Source organism: Dolomitihabitans soli (genome assembly GCF_022213955.1).
Taxonomy (GTDB): Bacteria; Actinomycetota; Actinomycetes; order Streptosporangiales; family Streptosporangiaceae; genus Streptosporangium_A; species Streptosporangium_A soli.
In genome coordinates this window covers 163025-178152 of the sequence record NZ_JAKNTW010000007.1, presented here as the reverse complement: position 1 = coordinate 178152, position 15128 = coordinate 163025, and the positions used below count along the sequence as shown (strand labels likewise).

The 15128-nt window shown below is 70.0% G+C and carries 13 protein-coding genes; 11 read left to right on the top strand and 2 right to left on the bottom strand.

Annotated elements, in window-relative coordinates; all coding sequences use genetic code 11:
• Window positions 1-141 precede the first annotated feature (141 nt).
• The 7 genes from MBA17_RS16370 to MBA17_RS16340 all read left to right on the top strand — a co-directional run bounded on the left by MBA17_RS16370 (window position 142) and on the right by MBA17_RS16340 (window position 9464).
• Window positions 142-354 (top strand): hypothetical protein, encoded by a 213-nt coding sequence (locus MBA17_RS16370; RefSeq protein WP_238497328.1) that lies wholly within the window; start codon window positions 142-144, stop codon window positions 352-354.
• On the top strand, window positions 351-1808 hold the full coding sequence (locus tag MBA17_RS16365) for a sugar ABC transporter ATP-binding protein (RefSeq protein WP_238497327.1): 1458 nt from the start codon (window positions 351-353) through the stop codon (window positions 1806-1808). The genes MBA17_RS16370 and MBA17_RS16365 overlap by 4 nt, the downstream gene beginning before the upstream one ends.
• Window positions 1805-2812 (top strand): ABC transporter permease, encoded by a 1008-nt coding sequence (locus MBA17_RS16360; RefSeq protein WP_238497326.1) that lies wholly within the window; start codon window positions 1805-1807, stop codon window positions 2810-2812. The genes MBA17_RS16365 and MBA17_RS16360 overlap by 4 nt, the downstream gene beginning before the upstream one ends.
• Window positions 2809-3768, top strand: a complete 960-nt coding sequence (locus MBA17_RS16355) for an ABC transporter permease (RefSeq protein WP_238497325.1) — start codon at window positions 2809-2811, stop codon at window positions 3766-3768. Before MBA17_RS16360 ends, MBA17_RS16355 begins: the two co-directional genes overlap by 4 nt.
• Window positions 3758-4972, top strand: a complete 1215-nt coding sequence (locus MBA17_RS16350; protein ID WP_238497324.1) for an ABC transporter substrate-binding protein — start codon at window positions 3758-3760, stop codon at window positions 4970-4972. The genes MBA17_RS16355 and MBA17_RS16350 overlap by 11 nt, the downstream gene beginning before the upstream one ends.
• A 61-nt stretch (window positions 4973-5033) precedes the next feature.
• Window positions 5034-5879 (top strand): sugar phosphate isomerase/epimerase family protein, encoded by an 846-nt coding sequence (locus MBA17_RS16345; RefSeq protein WP_238497323.1) that lies wholly within the window; start codon window positions 5034-5036, stop codon window positions 5877-5879.
• Between the two features lie 78 nt (window positions 5880-5957).
• Window positions 5958-9464: a ThuA domain-containing protein gene (locus MBA17_RS16340; protein WP_238497322.1), complete on the top strand. Its 3507-nt coding sequence runs from the start codon at window positions 5958-5960 to the stop codon at window positions 9462-9464.
• 481 nt (window positions 9465-9945) lie between these two features.
• On the opposite strand, the gene MBA17_RS16335 is transcribed toward MBA17_RS16340, so the two are convergent.
• Window positions 9946-11265, bottom strand: a complete 1320-nt coding sequence (locus MBA17_RS16335) for a YVTN family beta-propeller repeat protein (protein WP_238497321.1) — start codon at window positions 11263-11265, stop codon at window positions 9946-9948.
• Window positions 11266-11575: 310 nt separating this feature from the next.
• On the opposite strand from MBA17_RS16335, the gene MBA17_RS16330 reads away from it, so the two are divergent.
• From MBA17_RS16330 to MBA17_RS16315, 4 genes are all read left to right on the top strand, one after another.
• Window positions 11576-11734 carry a hypothetical protein gene (locus MBA17_RS16330; RefSeq protein ID WP_238497320.1) on the top strand — a complete coding sequence of 53 codons (159 nt, stop codon included), beginning with the start codon at window positions 11576-11578 and terminating at the stop codon, window positions 11732-11734.
• A gap of 127 nt (window positions 11735-11861) precedes the next feature.
• Complete coding sequence (locus MBA17_RS16325) at window positions 11862-12635, top strand: isocitrate lyase/PEP mutase family protein (RefSeq protein ID WP_238497319.1); 774 nt, start codon at window positions 11862-11864, stop codon at window positions 12633-12635.
• A 458-nt stretch (window positions 12636-13093) separates the two neighbouring features.
• Complete coding sequence (locus tag MBA17_RS16320) at window positions 13094-13597, top strand: molybdopterin-binding protein (RefSeq protein ID WP_238497318.1); 504 nt, start codon at window positions 13094-13096, stop codon at window positions 13595-13597.
• 455 nt (window positions 13598-14052) lie between these two features.
• Window positions 14053-14565, top strand: a complete 513-nt coding sequence (locus MBA17_RS16315) for an isochorismatase family protein (protein ID WP_238497317.1) — start codon at window positions 14053-14055, stop codon at window positions 14563-14565.
• Window positions 14566-14718: 153 nt separating this feature from the next.
• Here MBA17_RS16315 and MBA17_RS16310 read toward each other — a convergent pair whose 3' ends face one another.
• Window positions 14719-15126 (bottom strand): MerR family transcriptional regulator, encoded by a 408-nt coding sequence (locus tag MBA17_RS16310; protein WP_238497316.1) that lies wholly within the window; start codon window positions 15124-15126, stop codon window positions 14719-14721.
• Window positions 15127-15128: the final 2 nt, after the last annotated feature.

Below are 15128 nucleotides of genomic sequence, written 5' to 3'. Positions count from 1 at the left end.
CGGATGGCCGCTGACCTCCTTCCCTTATGCCAGAGCATCCCTTATGTCTTGTTGTTTCGCCTGGGTTCGCGGGCTAGTTACGCCAAATGTTACGGAACTTCTGCTTGACCGTCGTCATAAGTCATTTTACGATCCCGAAATATGGAGGAAACAGGCCGCGAGCCGGCGGATCCCGACCGTCCACTTCGATCAGGCGTCGTCGGTACCGGCTTCACAGGCACCGTGCACGCCCACGCCGGTGTCGCCGGCTCGACCCTCGAACGCGCCCGCCAGGCCGCGCCGGTCCTGAACTCCCGGGTCGATCCGCTGGATCTGCGGCCCGGCGGCCCGAGCCGCGTGGTGGGGCCGGTATGACGCTCCTCGGCATGCGGGGGATCGGCAAGCGGTTCCTCGGCGTACGGGTCCTGTCCGGCGTCGACCTCGACACGGCGGCGGGCGAGGTGCACGCGGTGGTCGGCGAGAACGGCGCCGGCAAGTCGACCCTGATGAAGATCCTCGCCGGGGTGCACGTCCCCGACGAGGGCACGATCGAGATCGACGGCAGGCCCGTGGCGTTCGGCCATCCGCTTGAGGCCCAGCGGGCCGGGGTGGCGATCATCTACCAGGAGTTCAACCTGCTGCCCGACCGCTCGGTGGCGGAGAACGTCTTCCTCGGCCGTGAGCCGGCCCGCCGCGGCCTCGTCGACCGGGCGGCGATGGAGGCCGAGACCCGGCGGCTGCTCGACGAACTCGGCGAGACCTCGTTCGGGCCGCGTGACGCGGTGCGTCGCCTCAGCGTCGCCCAGCAGCAGGTCGTGGAGATCGTCAAGGCGCTCTCGGTCGACGCGCGCATCATCGTGATGGACGAGCCCACCGCCTCGCTCGCCGAGCACGAGGTGGAACTGCTCTACACCCTGGTGCGCCGGCTCCAGCGGCGTGGTCTCGCGGTCCTCTACATCTCCCACCGGCTCCGCGAGGTGTTCGACCTGGCGCAGCGCGTCACGGTCCTCAAGGACGGCGCCCGCGTCACGACGGTGCCCACCGCCGAGGTCGGGCCGGACGAACTGGTGAGACTGATGGTCGGCAGGGAACTCCGCGACTACTTCCCGCCCCGCGCGGCCCCGGGCGAGATCGGCGAGGTGCGCCTGAGCGTGCGGGGCGGAGGCAACGGCAGGCTGCGCGGAATCGACCTCGACCTGCGGGCCGGCGAGATCACCGGCCTGGCCGGGCTGCAAGGCTCCGGCCGTACCGAGCTGGTCAAGGCCCTGTTCGGCGCGGAGCCGTTCGCCGAGGGCCGGATGGAGCCGCGCCGCCCCCGTTCGGTGCGCGACGGCGTGGCCGCGGGCATCGGCCTCGTCACCGAGGACCGCAAGGCCGAAGGGCTCGCGCTGCGGCAGTCGGTACGCGACAACGCCCTGCTGGTCGCGCGGGCCACGGCAGGGCGCCAGGCGCGCGGCGACGTCCGGGCCCTCCTGGAGCGCGTACGGCTGTCGCCACCGGACCCCGAGCAGGAGGTCAGGTACCTCTCCGGCGGCAACCAGCAGAAGGTCGTGCTGGCCAAGTGGATGACGGTAGGGCCCGCCGTGCTGCTGCTCGACGAACCGACCCGGGGCGTGGACGTGGGCGCGAAGGCCGCCATCCACGACCTGATGCGGCAGCTCGCCCGGGACGGCACGGCCATCCTGATGATCTCCTCAGAACTGCCCGAGCTGATCGGGATGAGCGACCGCGTCGTCGTCATGCGCGACGGCCGGATCGCCGGCGAACTCCCCGCCGGTTCGTCCGAGGAGGCCATCATGCGGCTGGCCGCGAGCGGGGAGGCGACATGAACGGGCAGAGCCTGAAGCAGGCGGGCAGACCGGCGCGGCCGGCCGTGGCCGCCCTCAGGGAGATCGACCCCACCAAGGTGATCTATCTCGCGCTGGCCGCCACCCTCGTGATCGGCTGGGTGCTCGTCGCCGTGGACGGCGGCGACTTCCTCACGGTCGAGACCATCGTCGGCATCCAGCAGCGCTCCGCCGCGCTCGGCATCGTCGCCGTCGGCCAGACGCTGGCCATCCTGGCCGGATCGCTCGACCTCTCGGTCGCCTACCTCATCAGCCTCTGCTCGCTCGTCGCGGCCGAGACCATGGCCGGGCGGGACGGCGGGATCGCCGCGGGCGTCGCCGCCGTGCTGGCGGTCAGCGCCCTGGTCGGGTTGGTCAACGGGATGGTCATCACCCGCCTGCGGGTGCACGCGTTCATCGCCACGCTCGGCACAGCGCTGATCATCAAGGGTGTCGTCGACCACCTCTACGACGGCCCGGCCGGCAGCGTGCCCGACTCCTTCCAGCGTCTGGGCTACGACCGGATCGGCCCGGTGCCGGTCTCGGCGTTGCTGTGGGCCGCCGTCGCCGCCGCCGCGTGGTTCCTGCTCCGCCGTACGCGCCTCGGTCACCGGATCTACGCGGTCGGCGGGGACGAGGAGGTGGCCAGGCTGTCGGGGGTGCGGACCGACCGGGTGGTGGTGCTCACCCATGTGCTGTGCTCGGTCTGCGCGGGTGTCGCCGGACTGCTGCTGGCCGCCCGGCTGGGCGCGGGCGCGCCGACGGTGGGCACGGACGGCGGTTACGACCTGGAGTCGATCGCCGCCGTGGTGCTCGGCGGCACCGCCCTGGCCGGGGGCAAAGGCGGCGTGGCGGGGACCGTCGGCGGCGTGCTGCTGCTGGCCGTACTCGACAGTGTCTTCAACCAGCTCGAAGTGAACTCCTTCTTCAAGGACGTGGTCAGAGGCCTGGTGATCGTCATCGCGGTCGCCGTCTACGCCCGCCGCAGGAAGGGGCGACAGATATGAAGAGGACGCTCCCGATTCTGGTGGTGCTGGCCGTACTGCTGGCCGCCATCGCGCTCGTCAATCCGTTCTTCCTGGAGCCCGCGGGTTTCCTGGCCTTCGTCAAACGCGCCGCGCCGCTGGTCATCCTGGCGGCCGGGCAGTACTTCGTCATCGTCTCGGGTGAGTTCGACCTGTCGGTCGGCTCCCTGGTGACGGTGGAGGTGGTCGTCGCCGCCCGCCTGATCGACGGGCAGGAGTCGGCCACCTGGTGGGTGCTCCTCCTCCTGATCGCCGTCGGGCTGCTCGTCGGCCTGCTCAACGGGGTCGTCACCACCGCCCTTCGCGTGCCCTCGTTCATCACCACGCTCGGCATGATGCTCATCCTGTCCGGTGCGGTGTTCCTGTGGACGGGCGGCGCTCCGCGCGGCGCGCTCTCCGAGGCGTTCCGCACCTTCGGCAGGGGCAACCTCGGCCCCGTGCCGTGGTCGGTGCTCATCCTGCTGGCAGCCGGCGCGGCGGCGATCCTGCTGATGCGCTCCGACTTCGGCAGGAGACTCGTCGCCACGGGTGACAACGAGCGCGCCGCGGCACTGTCGGGCGTCAGGGTCGCAAGGACCCGGATCCTCGCGTTCGTGCTGTCCGGCGCGGCGGCGGCGATCACCGGCATCCTGCTCGGCGGCTTCGCGGGCGTCTCGGCCCAGGTCGGGCAGGGGCTGGAGTTCTCCGCGATCACCGCGGTCGTTCTCGGCGGGGTGGCGCTCGGCGGCGGCCGGGGCTCCGTAGTCGCCGCGATGGCCGGGGCGCTCACCCTTGAGGCGCTGTTCACGCTGCTCAACCTGTACGGGATCTCGGGGGCGCTGGAGTTCACCGTGCAGGGCGTCATCATCATCGCCGCGGTCGCGGTGGGCGCGTTGCGTCTCCCCGCGTGGCTCGCGAAACACCCCCCAAGGAAGCAAGGAGACACCCATGTCGCGTAACCGGCCACTCGTGGCCCTCGTGGTGACCTCGACCATCGTGTTCGCCGCCGGGTGCACCAGTGACAAGCCGCCCGCCGCCACCGGACAGTCCGCGTCCGCGTCCGCCGCGCCCGCCGCGACCGGCGCGGGCACCGGCGAGCAGTCGAAGTTCTTCGTCCAGGCCGACTTCGACGCCCAGCTCGCCATGCGGACCAAGACCCCGCAGGGCGACGCGAGCAGACCGTGGGAGCAGGCCATCGATCCGCAGATGGTGAGCACGGCGAAGTACAAGAAGGACGGCGGCGTCCACCTGTGCTTCTCCAACGCGGCCGTGAACAACCCCTGGCGGCAGGTCGGCTGGAAGAGCATGCAGGCCGAGGTCGCGCTGCACAAGGAGATCACCAAGTTCACCGCGCTCGACGCGGAGGGCAAGGACGACAAGCAGATCTCCGACATCGCCGAGCTGCAGGGCCAGGGCTGTGACGCGCTCATCGTCTCGCCCAACACCACCGCCACGCTGACCCCGGCCGTGAAGGCGGCGTGCGGCAAGGTGCCGGTCATCGTCTTCGACCGCGGCGTCGACACCGACTGCCCGGTGACGTTCATCAACCCCATCGGCGGTTACGCCTTCGGCGCGGACGGCGCGGAGTTCCTGGTCGAGAAGGTGCCGGCGGGCGGCAAGGTGCTGGCCCTGCGCATCCTGCCCGGCGTCGACGTACTGGAGACCCGCTGGTCGGCCGCCAAGGCGACCTTCGACAAGAGCCAGGTCCAGGTGGTCGGCGTCGAGTTCACCGACGGCGACGCCGCCAAGACCAAGAGCGTCGTGAGCGACTACATCCAGCGTCACGGCAAGATCGACGGGGTCTGGATGGACGCCGGGGCCACCGCGGTCGCGGCCGTCGAGGCCTTCGAGGACGCCGGCCAGCCGGTGCCCGCCATGGTCGGCGAGGACCAGCAGGACTTCCTGCAGAAGTGGAAGGACGGCGGCCTCACCGCGATCGCGCCGACGTACCCCACCTACCAGTGGCGCACCCCGGTCATCGCCGCCCTGAAGATCCTTGCGGGCGAAGAGGTGCCCAAGACCTGGAAGCTGCCCCAGCCGAAGATCACTTCCGACACGCTCGACACCTACCTCCGGCCGAACATGCCGCCGCTGCACTACGCCCTCTGCGGCTGCGAGGAGATGCCCGGCTTCCCCGAGAACTGGGGCGGCAAGAAGAGCTGACGGTTCCCCCGGCGGCGGCCCCGCACCGCCGCCGGCAACCCCCGCACGAGAGGAGCGAGACATGTGGCCGATCGGCGTGAACACCTGGGTGTGGACCTCCCCGCTCACCGACGACGACCTCGTACGGCTGGCGCCGCGGATCGCGGCCTGGGGCTTCGACGTCATCGAGCTGCCCATCGAGCGGCCCGGCGACTGGGAGCCGCGCAAGGGCGCGGCCGTGCTGGCCGAGGCCGGGCTGCAGGCGTCGGTGGTGCTGGTCATGCCGCCCGGCAGGGATCTGGTCGCCGCCTCCCCGCAGACGGTGGCGGACACGCAGGAGTATCTGCGCACCTGCGTTGACGTGGCGGCGATCGTGGGCTCGCCGGTCATCGGCGGGCCCGCCTACGCGTCGGTCGGCAGGACCTGGCGGATGTCGGCGGCGGAACGGCTGCGCCTGTACGCCGAACTGCGCGAGAACCTCGCCCCGGTCGCCGACTACGCCGCCGCGCGTGGCGTGCGGATCGCCGTCGAGCCGCTCAACCGCTACGAGACCAGCCTCCTCAACACCGTCGAGCAGGCGCTGGAGGCGCTCGACGGACTGCCTGACGAGGGCTGCGGCCTGGCCCTGGACACCTACCACCTGAACATCGAGGAGAAGGACCCGGCCGCCGCCCTGCGCATGGCGGGGGAGCGGGTGGCGCACGTGCAGGTCTGCGGCACCGACAGGGGGGCGCCGGGCGCCGACCACTTCGGCTGGCCGGGCTTCGCCGACGCGCTGCGTGACATCTCCTACACCGGCCCGCTCATCATCGAGTCGTTCACCGCGGAGAACCAGGCCATCGCCACCGCGGCCTCCATCTGGCGTCCGCTCGCCCCGAGCCAGGACGCTCTCGCCACCGACGGGCTCGCCTTCCTGCGAACCCTCTGACACCCATCCGCCGACCGGGTCCCCATCGGGGGCGGCCCGGCCATCTCCGCATGCCTCTCACCCCAACGGAGAAACTCCATGCGACGCCTGATCGCTCTCGTCCTCCTCCCGATCCTGCTGTTAGCCGCCGGTCTGAGCCAGGCTCAAGCCGCCGCCACCCGGGCCGCCCCCGCCTTCCGCGCCCTGCTGTTCACCGAGACGGCCGGCTACGTCCACGACTCGATCCCCGCGGGGATCACGATGGTCCAGAGTCTGGCCGCGGCCAACAACTTCGAAGTCGTCCAGTCGGCGAACTCCAGCTCGTTCACCGACGCCAACCTCGCCACGTTCGACGTCGTGATCATGCTGCAGAACTCCGGCATGGTGTGGGACAACGACGCCCAGCGCCAGGCGATGCAGCGCTACGTCAACGGCGGCGGCGGGATCGTGGCCGTCCACAACACCACCGACATGAACATCGAGGCCGACTTCCCCTGGTGGGACCAGCTCATCCAGGGTGGCGCGCACATGACCGCGCACTCCTCGATCGTGCAGGGCACCGCCAAGGTCGCCGACCGCAAGCACCCCTCGACGGCCGGTCTGCCCGAGCGCTGGACCCGGTCGGAGGAGTGGTACAACTTCGACAAGAACCTGCGCGGCGACGTGCACGTACTGGTCACGGCCGACGAGACCACCTATGACGCGGGTCCCAGCAAGATGGGCGCCGACCACCCGATCTCCTGGTGCCGCGACGCCGAGGGCGGGCGCGTGTGGGCGACCGCGATGGGCCACCAGGCCTCCTCCTACACCGAGACGAACTTCCGCAACCACGTGCTCGGAGGCGTCAGGTGGGCGGCCGGCGACGCCCAGGGCGACTGCGGCGGCACCGTGTGGAACAGGTTCCAGAAGGTGACCCTCGACAGCGCCCCCGACCAGCCGATGCAGCTCGACGTGGCAGCGGACGGGCACGTCTACTACATCACCCGCACCGGCAAGCTGATGGCCATCCACGAGGACGGCGAGATCGTCACCACCGGCACGCTCAACGTCTACACCGGCGGTGAGGACGGCCTCATCGGCATGGTGCTGGATCCGGGCTTCGCGACCAACCACTGGGTCTATCTCAACTACTCCCCGGCGGGCGGCCAGTCGATCAACCAGGTGTCCCGCTTCACGCTCAACGATCACACGCTCGACCTGGCGAGTGAGAAGAAACTGCTGGCCATCCCCGCCACCAGAGTCGACGAACCGGGGCACACCGGCGGCCAGCTCGCCTTCGGCCCCGGCGGCAACCTCTACATCGGCGTCGGCGACGACATCAACCCCTTCTCCTCCGACGGCTACGCGCCGATCGACGAGCGGGCCGGCCGGGCGAACTTCGACGCCCAGAAGACCAGCGCCAACACCAACGACCTGCGGGGCAAGATCCTGCGCATCCACCCGGAGAGCAACGGCACCTACACCGTCCCCGCCGGGAACCTCTTCGCGCCCGGCACCGCGCAGACCCGGCCGGAGATCTACGCCATGGGGTTCCGCAACCCGTTCAGGTTCGCGGTCGACAGCGAGACCGGCTGGATCTCGATGGCCGACTACGGCCCCGACGCCGGCGGTCCCAACGCCAACCGCGGTCCTGAGGGCACCGTCGAGTGGAACCTCATCAAGACGCCGGGCAACTACGGCTGGCCGTACTGCGTCGGCAACAACACCCCCTACAACGACTACAACTTCGCCACGTCCACCTCCGGAGCGAAGTTCAACTGCGCCGCGCCGGTGAACAACTCGCCCAACAACACCGGCCTCACCAACCTCCCCGCGGTCAAGGCCGCGACCGTCTGGTACACCTACCACCTCACGCCCGAATGGCCCGAGATGGGCAGCACCGGCGGCGCGGCCCCGATGGGCGGCCCGTTCTACCACTACGACGCCGCCAGCCAGTCGGAGACGAAGTTCCCCGCCTACTTCGACGACACCCCGTTCTTCTACGAGTGGAGCCGCAACTACCTCGGGGAGATGCGGCTCGACAGCGGCGGCAACGTGCTCAAGGTCAACAGGTTCCTGTCCAACCTGGGCTTCAAATCGCCGATGCACATGAAGTTCGGGCCCAACGGCTCGATGTACCTCATCGAGTGGGGCGCGGGGTACGGCGGAGCCAACCCCGACGACGGCGTCTACCGCATCGACTACGTCAGCGGCTCGCGTGCGCCCGTCGCCAAGGCGAGCGCCACGCCCAGCTCGGGCAAGGCCCCGCTGGCCGTACAGTTCTCCTCGGCCGGTTCCAGCGACCCCGACGGCGATCCGATCAGCTACGCGTGGGACTTCACCGGCGACGGCAGCACCGACTCCACCGCCGCCAACCCGAGCTTCACCTACACCGCGAACGGCAACTTCACCGCCAAGCTGACCGTCACCGACTCCCGTGACAAGTCGGGCACGGCGACGGTGCCGATCGTGGTGGGCAACACGGCCCCCGTGGTGCGGTTCAGCTCACCGTCCAACGGCGGGGCGATCCAGTTCGGCGACACCGTCGACTACACCGTGCAGATCACCGACCCGGAGGACGGGACGGTGGACTGTTCGAAGGTGCACGTGGTCTCCGCGCTCGGGCACGACACGCACAGCCACGACACCGGTCAGTACACCGGCTGCACCGGCAGCGTGACCACCACGGCCTCGGGACATGACGCCGACGCCAACACCTACTACGTGCTGACGGCGACCTACACCGACAACGGCGGCCTCGCGGCCAGCGCGAACGTGATCCTGCAACCCAAGCAGAAGCAGGCGGAGTACTTCACGGGCTCCTCAGGCGTGCGGATCATCGAGCAGGCCGGGGCGCAGAACGGCAGGCGCGTCGGCGACATCTCCAACAACGACTGGGTCTCCTTCACCCCGGCGAGCGTGCAGGGAATCAACTCGATCTCCTACCGGGTCTCCTCACCGGTGGGCGGCGGCACGATCGAGCTGCGCGCCGACTCGCCGACCGGGCAACTGCTGGCCACCACCAGCGTGCCGAACACCGGCGGGTGGGACACCTATCAGCAACTCGCCGCGACCAACGTGGCCACGCTGACCGGCAGCCATCCGCTGTTCCTCGTGTTCAAGCACCCGACGGCCAACCAGTTCGACCTCGACTCGTTCACGCTGAACGGCCAGGGCGTCACCGTCCCCGGCGGTGTGCAGGCCGGCGGCGTCTACACGCTCGCCGCGGTCCACAGCGGCAAGGTGGCCGACGTCGAGGGCCAGTCCTCCGCCGACAACGCCAAGATCGTCCAGTGGGGCGCGAACAACGGCACCAACCAGCAGTGGAGGGCGGTCGACAAGGGCAACGGCGCGTTCGCCCTGACCTCGGTGCAGAGCGGCAAGTGCCTGGACGTGCCCGGGGCCTCCACCGCCGGCGGGGTCCTGCTCGTCCAGTGGACCTGCAACAACGCAACGAACCAGCAGTGGAGGTTCACCCCGGCCGGCACCGCCTACAAGATCACCGCCGTGCACAGCGGACTGTGCCTGGAGGTGCCGGGCTCCTCGGCAGCCGACGGCGCGCAACTCGCCCAGGCGACCTGCGGCTCGGGCGCCAACCAGCAGTGGCGGCTCACCCGCCTGCAGTGAGGCTCTCCGACAGTACGGCGGAGCCATCGTCGCTCCCCGTCTGAGAGCGTGATCGGGAGGATTCGAGGCGCACCGGCGACGGCCTCGGATCCTCCCGTCCGCCCCCTGCCGTGGACGGTCACCACGTGCTCCGGCGTTCACGCCGGAGGTGAAGCGGGCTCTCTCGGGTAGCGGGGCGGGAACAGCCGTCTCGCCGCCAAGGCGGAACGGCGCCTGGTACATGGATCGCGTCAGGTACCGCCGGACGGGCGGGAACGGGGCCGGAAGGCTCGAAAGCCTGTGGAGACCCGGTAAGACCATCTCGGTGGCTCGGGGTCGGTGCAGCAGGAAGCCGCAGAAGTGCCGCATGTGCCCTTCGGCATTCATGCCGGAGAGCGCGTCGATCAGTGCCCGGTCCGGTGGGATGGCCCCCGACGACGTGTGGGACGCCGGGTCGTTCCCACCGGAGGGCGGCCGGATCAACGCCTCGCCGGACGGCGCGTCAGCAGGTGGCCAGCAGGGCGGTGATGACGAGGCAGCGCTTCACGGCGTCGTCGTTGGCGGCGTTCGGGTCGGCGGGGGTCGAGGTGGTCCGGGTGGCGGTGGTGGTGACCGTACCGAGGCTGAGGAGGGACACCCACACGCGGAAGGTCTTGGCGGCGCCGGCGCCGCTGTTGATGGAGCCGTAGGTGCAGGTGACCTTGGCGCCGGCGGCGGTGCAGCCGCTGCTGAGGCTGTGCGCGACGACGCCGGGGGGCAGGGTGGCGGTGAGGGTGGTGGCGCCGGCGGTGGCGGGGCCGTTGTTGGTCGCCGTCATGGTGTACCGGATGTAGGCCGGGATCGACAGGAACGGGGAAGCGGTGAGGCCGACGGCGATGTCGGCGGAGGCCGCGACGGCGGCGGGACCGAAGGCCACTCCCTGCGGGGCCGTGCCGACCGTGACCGTGGCGGTGACGGCGCCGGTGGCGGTGTCGATCACGGTCGTCCCACCGTCGTTCGTGGTCGTGGTGTACACCTGGGTGGCGTCCGGGCTGACGGCGATGCCGTAGGGAGCGTCGCCCACGGCGATGGTGGCGGTGACGGTGCCGGTCGCGGTGTCGATCACGGACACCGAGTCGCCGCCGAAGTCGGCGGTGTAGGCCCGGCTGCCGGCGGGATCGATCGCGATGTCGCGCGGCGCGTCGCCCACGGCGATGGTGGCGGTGACGGTGTTCGTGGTGGTGTCGATCACCGACACCGAGTCGTCACCGACGTTCGCCGTGTAGACACGGCTCCCGGCTGGATTCACGGCGAGGCCGAAGGGCGCGTCGCCGACGGGGATGGTGGCGGTGACGGTGTTCGTGGTGGTGTCGATCACCGATACCGCGTCGTCGTTGAAGGTGGCCACGTAGACGCGTGTCCCGGCCGGGTCGACCGCGACGCTGACCGGTGTGTCGCCTACGGGAACGGTGGCGGTGACGGTGTTCGTGGTGGCGTCGATCACCGACACGGCGTCGTCGTTGAAGGTGGCCACGTAGACGCGTGTCCCGGCCGGGTCGACCGCGATGCCGGCCGGAGCGTGCCCGACGGCGACGGTGGCGGCGACCGTGTGGGTGCTGGTGTCGATCACCGACACCGAGGCGTCATTGGTGTTGGCGGTGTAGGCACGCGTCCCGGCCTGGTCGACGGCGATCCCTGACGGGGCGTTCCCGACGGGGATGGTGGTGGTGACGGTGCCGGTCGCGGTGTCGATCACCGATACCGAGTCGTCGGTGTTGTTGGCCACGTAGGCGAGGCCGTCGGCGCCCGCCGCATGAGCGGGTAACGGGGTGAGCGTCGCCACGATGAGTAAGGACCCGGCGATCGATGTGAGAGTCGCGCGTCGTCGCCGCGTCCGCGCAGGCAGGTAAGGCATGAGCGTCCCTGGGGTTCGGTGGGTGACTTGAGGCCGAAAGCTGGATATTTAAGTCTTTCGGCTGGAAGGACTTAAATGTCGGTCATATGTCCTCCGCATGGAGGATAGCGGCGGGCCTAAGTCACGTCAGCCGCCATCGATGTCCAAAAGTGGACACTGCCTGCGAAATTTCATCTTTTAGCATGACATTGGATGTTATAGAGATCTGCGGCCGATATTGACGGTTAATGATTCAGATATGCCTGCCCGGGACCGTAAGCGGGAATCCGTCGACTCGGACCGCCGGGGTGGCCCCCGGGGGGAGGCCGTCATCGGGCGACCCCGGGAGCGGCATCCCGCCGTACGGGACTCGGTCAACGTCACCATCAAGGAGCCGTCGGGCACGACGTGGGGCTGAGCCGTCCCGCCATGGCCCTTCGCCATGGTGGCCCGCGAGAGGAAACCCCGACGGGGTGGATGTCACATTTCGCGGCCGTCATCCGTCATCTGATGGGTAACACAAGCGATGCGAAAGAGGAGACACGTTGACCTCCGAACTGAACGACCTGGCGACCCGGCTCCGTGACCTTCACACGCCCGGCACGCCGCTGCTCCTGCCCAACGTCTGGGACGCCGGGACCGCGACCGTCGTCGTGGAGGCCGGGTACCCCGCGCTCGCCACGGCCAGCGCCTCGATCGCCGCGATGCTCGGCTACCCGGACCACGAGGGCGCGCCGGTCGACGAGATGCTGGCCGCCGCGGGCCGTGTCATCCGCGCCGTACAGGTGCCGGTCACCGTGGACGCCGAGGCGGGGTACGGCCTGCCCGCGGGAGACCTCGTCGAACGGCTGATCGCCATCGGTGCGGCCGGATGCAACCTAGAGGACAGCGCCATCGGGGGGAAAGGCCTGGTCAGCGTCGGCGACCAGGCCAAACGCATCGCCGACGTGCGAAGTGCGGCGACGGAGGCCGGCGTCGACCTGGTGATCAACGCCCGGGTCGACGTGTTCACCGGCGGAGCGCAGCCCGCCGACGTGCTCGACGAAGCCCTTGAGCGCGGAACGCGCTACCTGGAGGCGGGCGCCGACTGCATTTATCCGATCATGGTCGCCTCCGAGGACGCGATCTCCGCGCTCGTCTCAGGGCTGGCCGGTCCGATCAACGCGAACTGCCTTCCCGGCGGGCCGAGCCTCGGCCGGTTGGCCGAACTGGGAGTCGCCCGTGTCTCCTTCGGGCCCATGCCGTACATCACCGCGCTCGACGCCGTGAAGAGGATGGCAGGGCGGATCCTCGCCCACGAGGACCCGTACGGGTCCTGACCCCGGGTGCGACCCGGTCGCATGTCGTGGCCAGGCGGGGTTCGTCGGAGAACCGGCGCAAGAAGGCTGAGGCGGGCCCAACCGAGGGCCGCCTCAGCCTTCTGCGCGGTGACCGCGCCGATGCGAGCGCCGACCTCGGCGGACTTCTGCGGCCGGTCCGAGCGGAGGGAGAACGGTCCCGGCCAGGCGCGCCGCGTTCGGCCGAAGCCCTGATCTCCTTGTGGTTCGACCTGGCGGGCCGGACGGCGTCCGTCGTGACGATCCACGCCGGCCCGGCTGTGCATGCCGACACCTTCGCCAGGATCACGGAAGGGCGAATGCAAGGGATAGGTCGTGCTTTCCCTCGTATATGCACGACTGTGCTAACTATTTGGCCGCTTCTGCGTGTGGAACGGCAAACGGTGGGCAATATGTGATGGGCGGCCCCCCGAGGGGCCGCCCAGGCGAAGGAGGCCTGGATGCCGCACACGTCCATCGAAGTCTCCACGGTGGCTGCCGGGCGGATCCGGCTCGCCGGGGATCTGAGCGCGCCGAAAGTGATCAGTGTCGACGAGTTGCGGGCGCTGCCGCGTCACGAGGTCGAGGTGACCTTCGCCTGCCGCGTCACGGGGACGCGGCGGCACCGGTTCGCGGGGCCGCTGCTGGTGGATGTCGCGCGCTCCGCCGAACCGGCCTTCGACCCCGCCGCGCGCAAGGACCGGTTACGGTTCCTGGTGTCGGTGCTCGGCCGTGACGGCCATCACGCCGTGTTGTCGTGGGGGGAGATCGATCCGGAGTTCGGCAACGTCGGGGCTCTGGTGGGGGTCTGGATGGACGGGTTCGAGCTGGACGATCTGGCGCCGCACCTGGTGGTGCCGGGGGACCGGTGCGGTGGGCGGCACATCAGCCGCGTCGCGGAGATCTGCGTCTGGGCTGACGACCGCCTGTGGGCCGTCGACCGCCTGTGGGAGCGGGCAGGGTGACGGCGGATCGGCCCGCTGCCGGTGTCCGGTTGCGGTCAGGTGAGCCCGCCACCGCCATCACCAGCAGAGGTTGCGAGCGTTCTCGCGACCGACCTTCGGCCACGCACACCTCTTCGCCTGCCGTACCAGGTCACGCGTGTCTGAGCCCGGAGTGGCAGGCGTCTCGTGGGCGGCGACGGGCTTGTGACACGGTGGCACGGCGCTCCCCGGGCACTGTGCTCGTGCCCAGACGGCGGCCGGACATCGCAAATGTGATCTAGGCGCGGAGGGGCTCTGACCGGTAAGTTTCGCAGCAGTCGACGAGGACTTGTCACGGGGAACTCGTCGCGTCGGGGTGTGCCCCGGCACGGCGCAGGCCCGCACCATACTGGTGCGGGCCTGCGTCGCGTGGGCCCCGCGACCTGCGGATCGCCGGGCGATGAGCGAGCCCATGGGACAAGGGATAGGGTCACCGCATGTCTGATCTGCAGAAGACCGCCCTTGTCGTGATCGACCTGATGCCCCGGATCGTCGAGCTGGACACCGCGCCGTATCCGGGAGCAGAAGTCGTACGGCAGTGCACTCGTCTCGTAGAGGCGTTTCACAAGGCGGGATCGCTTGTCGTGCAGGTGCGCGTCGAGCGGCCGGGCACGGTGGAGCAACCTGCGGGGAGCGTCTTCGTTCCCGAGATGGAACCGCAGGACGGTGACCTGGAGGTCGTGAAGCGGGCGATCAGCGCCTTCCACGAGACCGGGCTGCACGCGACGCTGCGGGAGCGCGGAATCACCCGCCTCGTGGTGGCCGGGATCGCGACGAACTGGGGGGTGGAGGGGACGGCTCGGACGGCGTCCGACTACGGCTACGACGTGGTGTTCGCCGAGGACGCCATGACCGGGCTGAGCGTGGACCAGCACCGATTCGCCGTCGAGCACATCTTTCCGAGGCTTGGCACGATCACCAAGGTGGACGAACTGCTCACCGAGTTCTGAGCAGGGCAGCTCCGGACGGCGGCTCGCTCCGAGCGTAGGCCCGCTCCGGATGGCGGCGCGCTCCGGATGGCGGCGCGCTCCGGATGGCGGCGCGCTCCGGATGGCGGCGCGCTCCGGATGGCGGCGCGCTCCGGATGGCGGCGCGGCCGGTGGCTACCGCGCTCGCGGCTGACGATCTTCGAGGTGGCGGGCGGTCTGCCCACTGTCGCCCGATGCCGCGTCGATCACTTCGTCCAGGACGTCCCGGGAGCGGATGAGGTCGGTCATCATGCGGCTGATGCGATCCCGTTCCGTGGCGAGCTCGGTGACCAGCCGCGGGGTGGCGAGCTCGGACGGGCCGCCGTCGGCGTCTCGCATGCAGGGCAGCAGCCGCGCGATCTTCGAGCTGGAGAGCCCCGCCGCGAAGAGTTCCTGGATGCGGATGACCCGGTCGACCGCGCCGTCGCGGTAGTCACGATGGCCGCCGGCCGTGCGCTCGGCCGTCAGCAGCCCCTGCTGCTCGTAGTAACGCAGCGAACGCTCGCTCACTCCGGTGCGCTGAGCCAGTTCACCGATTCGCATTT

What these genes read in the sequence shown, in the direction of transcription:
- MBA17_RS16350 (WP_238497324.1), top strand. Translation starts at nt 3,758, where the DNA reads ATGTCGCGTAACCGGCCACTCGTGGCCCTCGTGGTGACCTCGACCATC.
- MBA17_RS16345 (WP_238497323.1), top strand. Translation starts at nt 5,034, where the DNA reads ATGTGGCCGATCGGCGTGAACACCTGGGTGTGGACCTCCCCGCTCACC.
- MBA17_RS16340 (WP_238497322.1), top strand. Translation starts at nt 5,958, where the DNA reads ATGCGACGCCTGATCGCTCTCGTCCTCCTCCCGATCCTGCTGTTAGCC.
- MBA17_RS16315 (WP_238497317.1), top strand. Translation starts at nt 14,053, where the DNA reads ATGTCTGATCTGCAGAAGACCGCCCTTGTCGTGATCGACCTGATGCCC.
- MBA17_RS16370 (WP_238497328.1), top strand. Translation starts at nt 142, where the DNA reads ATGGAGGAAACAGGCCGCGAGCCGGCGGATCCCGACCGTCCACTTCGA.
- MBA17_RS16330 (WP_238497320.1), top strand. Translation starts at nt 11,576, where the DNA reads ATGCCTGCCCGGGACCGTAAGCGGGAATCCGTCGACTCGGACCGCCGG.
- MBA17_RS16360 (WP_238497326.1), top strand. Translation starts at nt 1,805, where the DNA reads ATGAACGGGCAGAGCCTGAAGCAGGCGGGCAGACCGGCGCGGCCGGCC.
- MBA17_RS16310 (WP_238497316.1), bottom strand. Translation starts at nt 15,126, where the DNA reads ATGCGAATCGGTGAACTGGCTCAGCGCACCGGAGTGAGCGAGCGTTCG.
- MBA17_RS16355 (WP_238497325.1), top strand. Translation starts at nt 2,809, where the DNA reads ATGAAGAGGACGCTCCCGATTCTGGTGGTGCTGGCCGTACTGCTGGCC.
- MBA17_RS16320 (WP_238497318.1), top strand. Translation starts at nt 13,094, where the DNA reads ATGCCGCACACGTCCATCGAAGTCTCCACGGTGGCTGCCGGGCGGATC.
- MBA17_RS16365 (WP_238497327.1), top strand. Translation starts at nt 351, where the DNA reads ATGACGCTCCTCGGCATGCGGGGGATCGGCAAGCGGTTCCTCGGCGTA.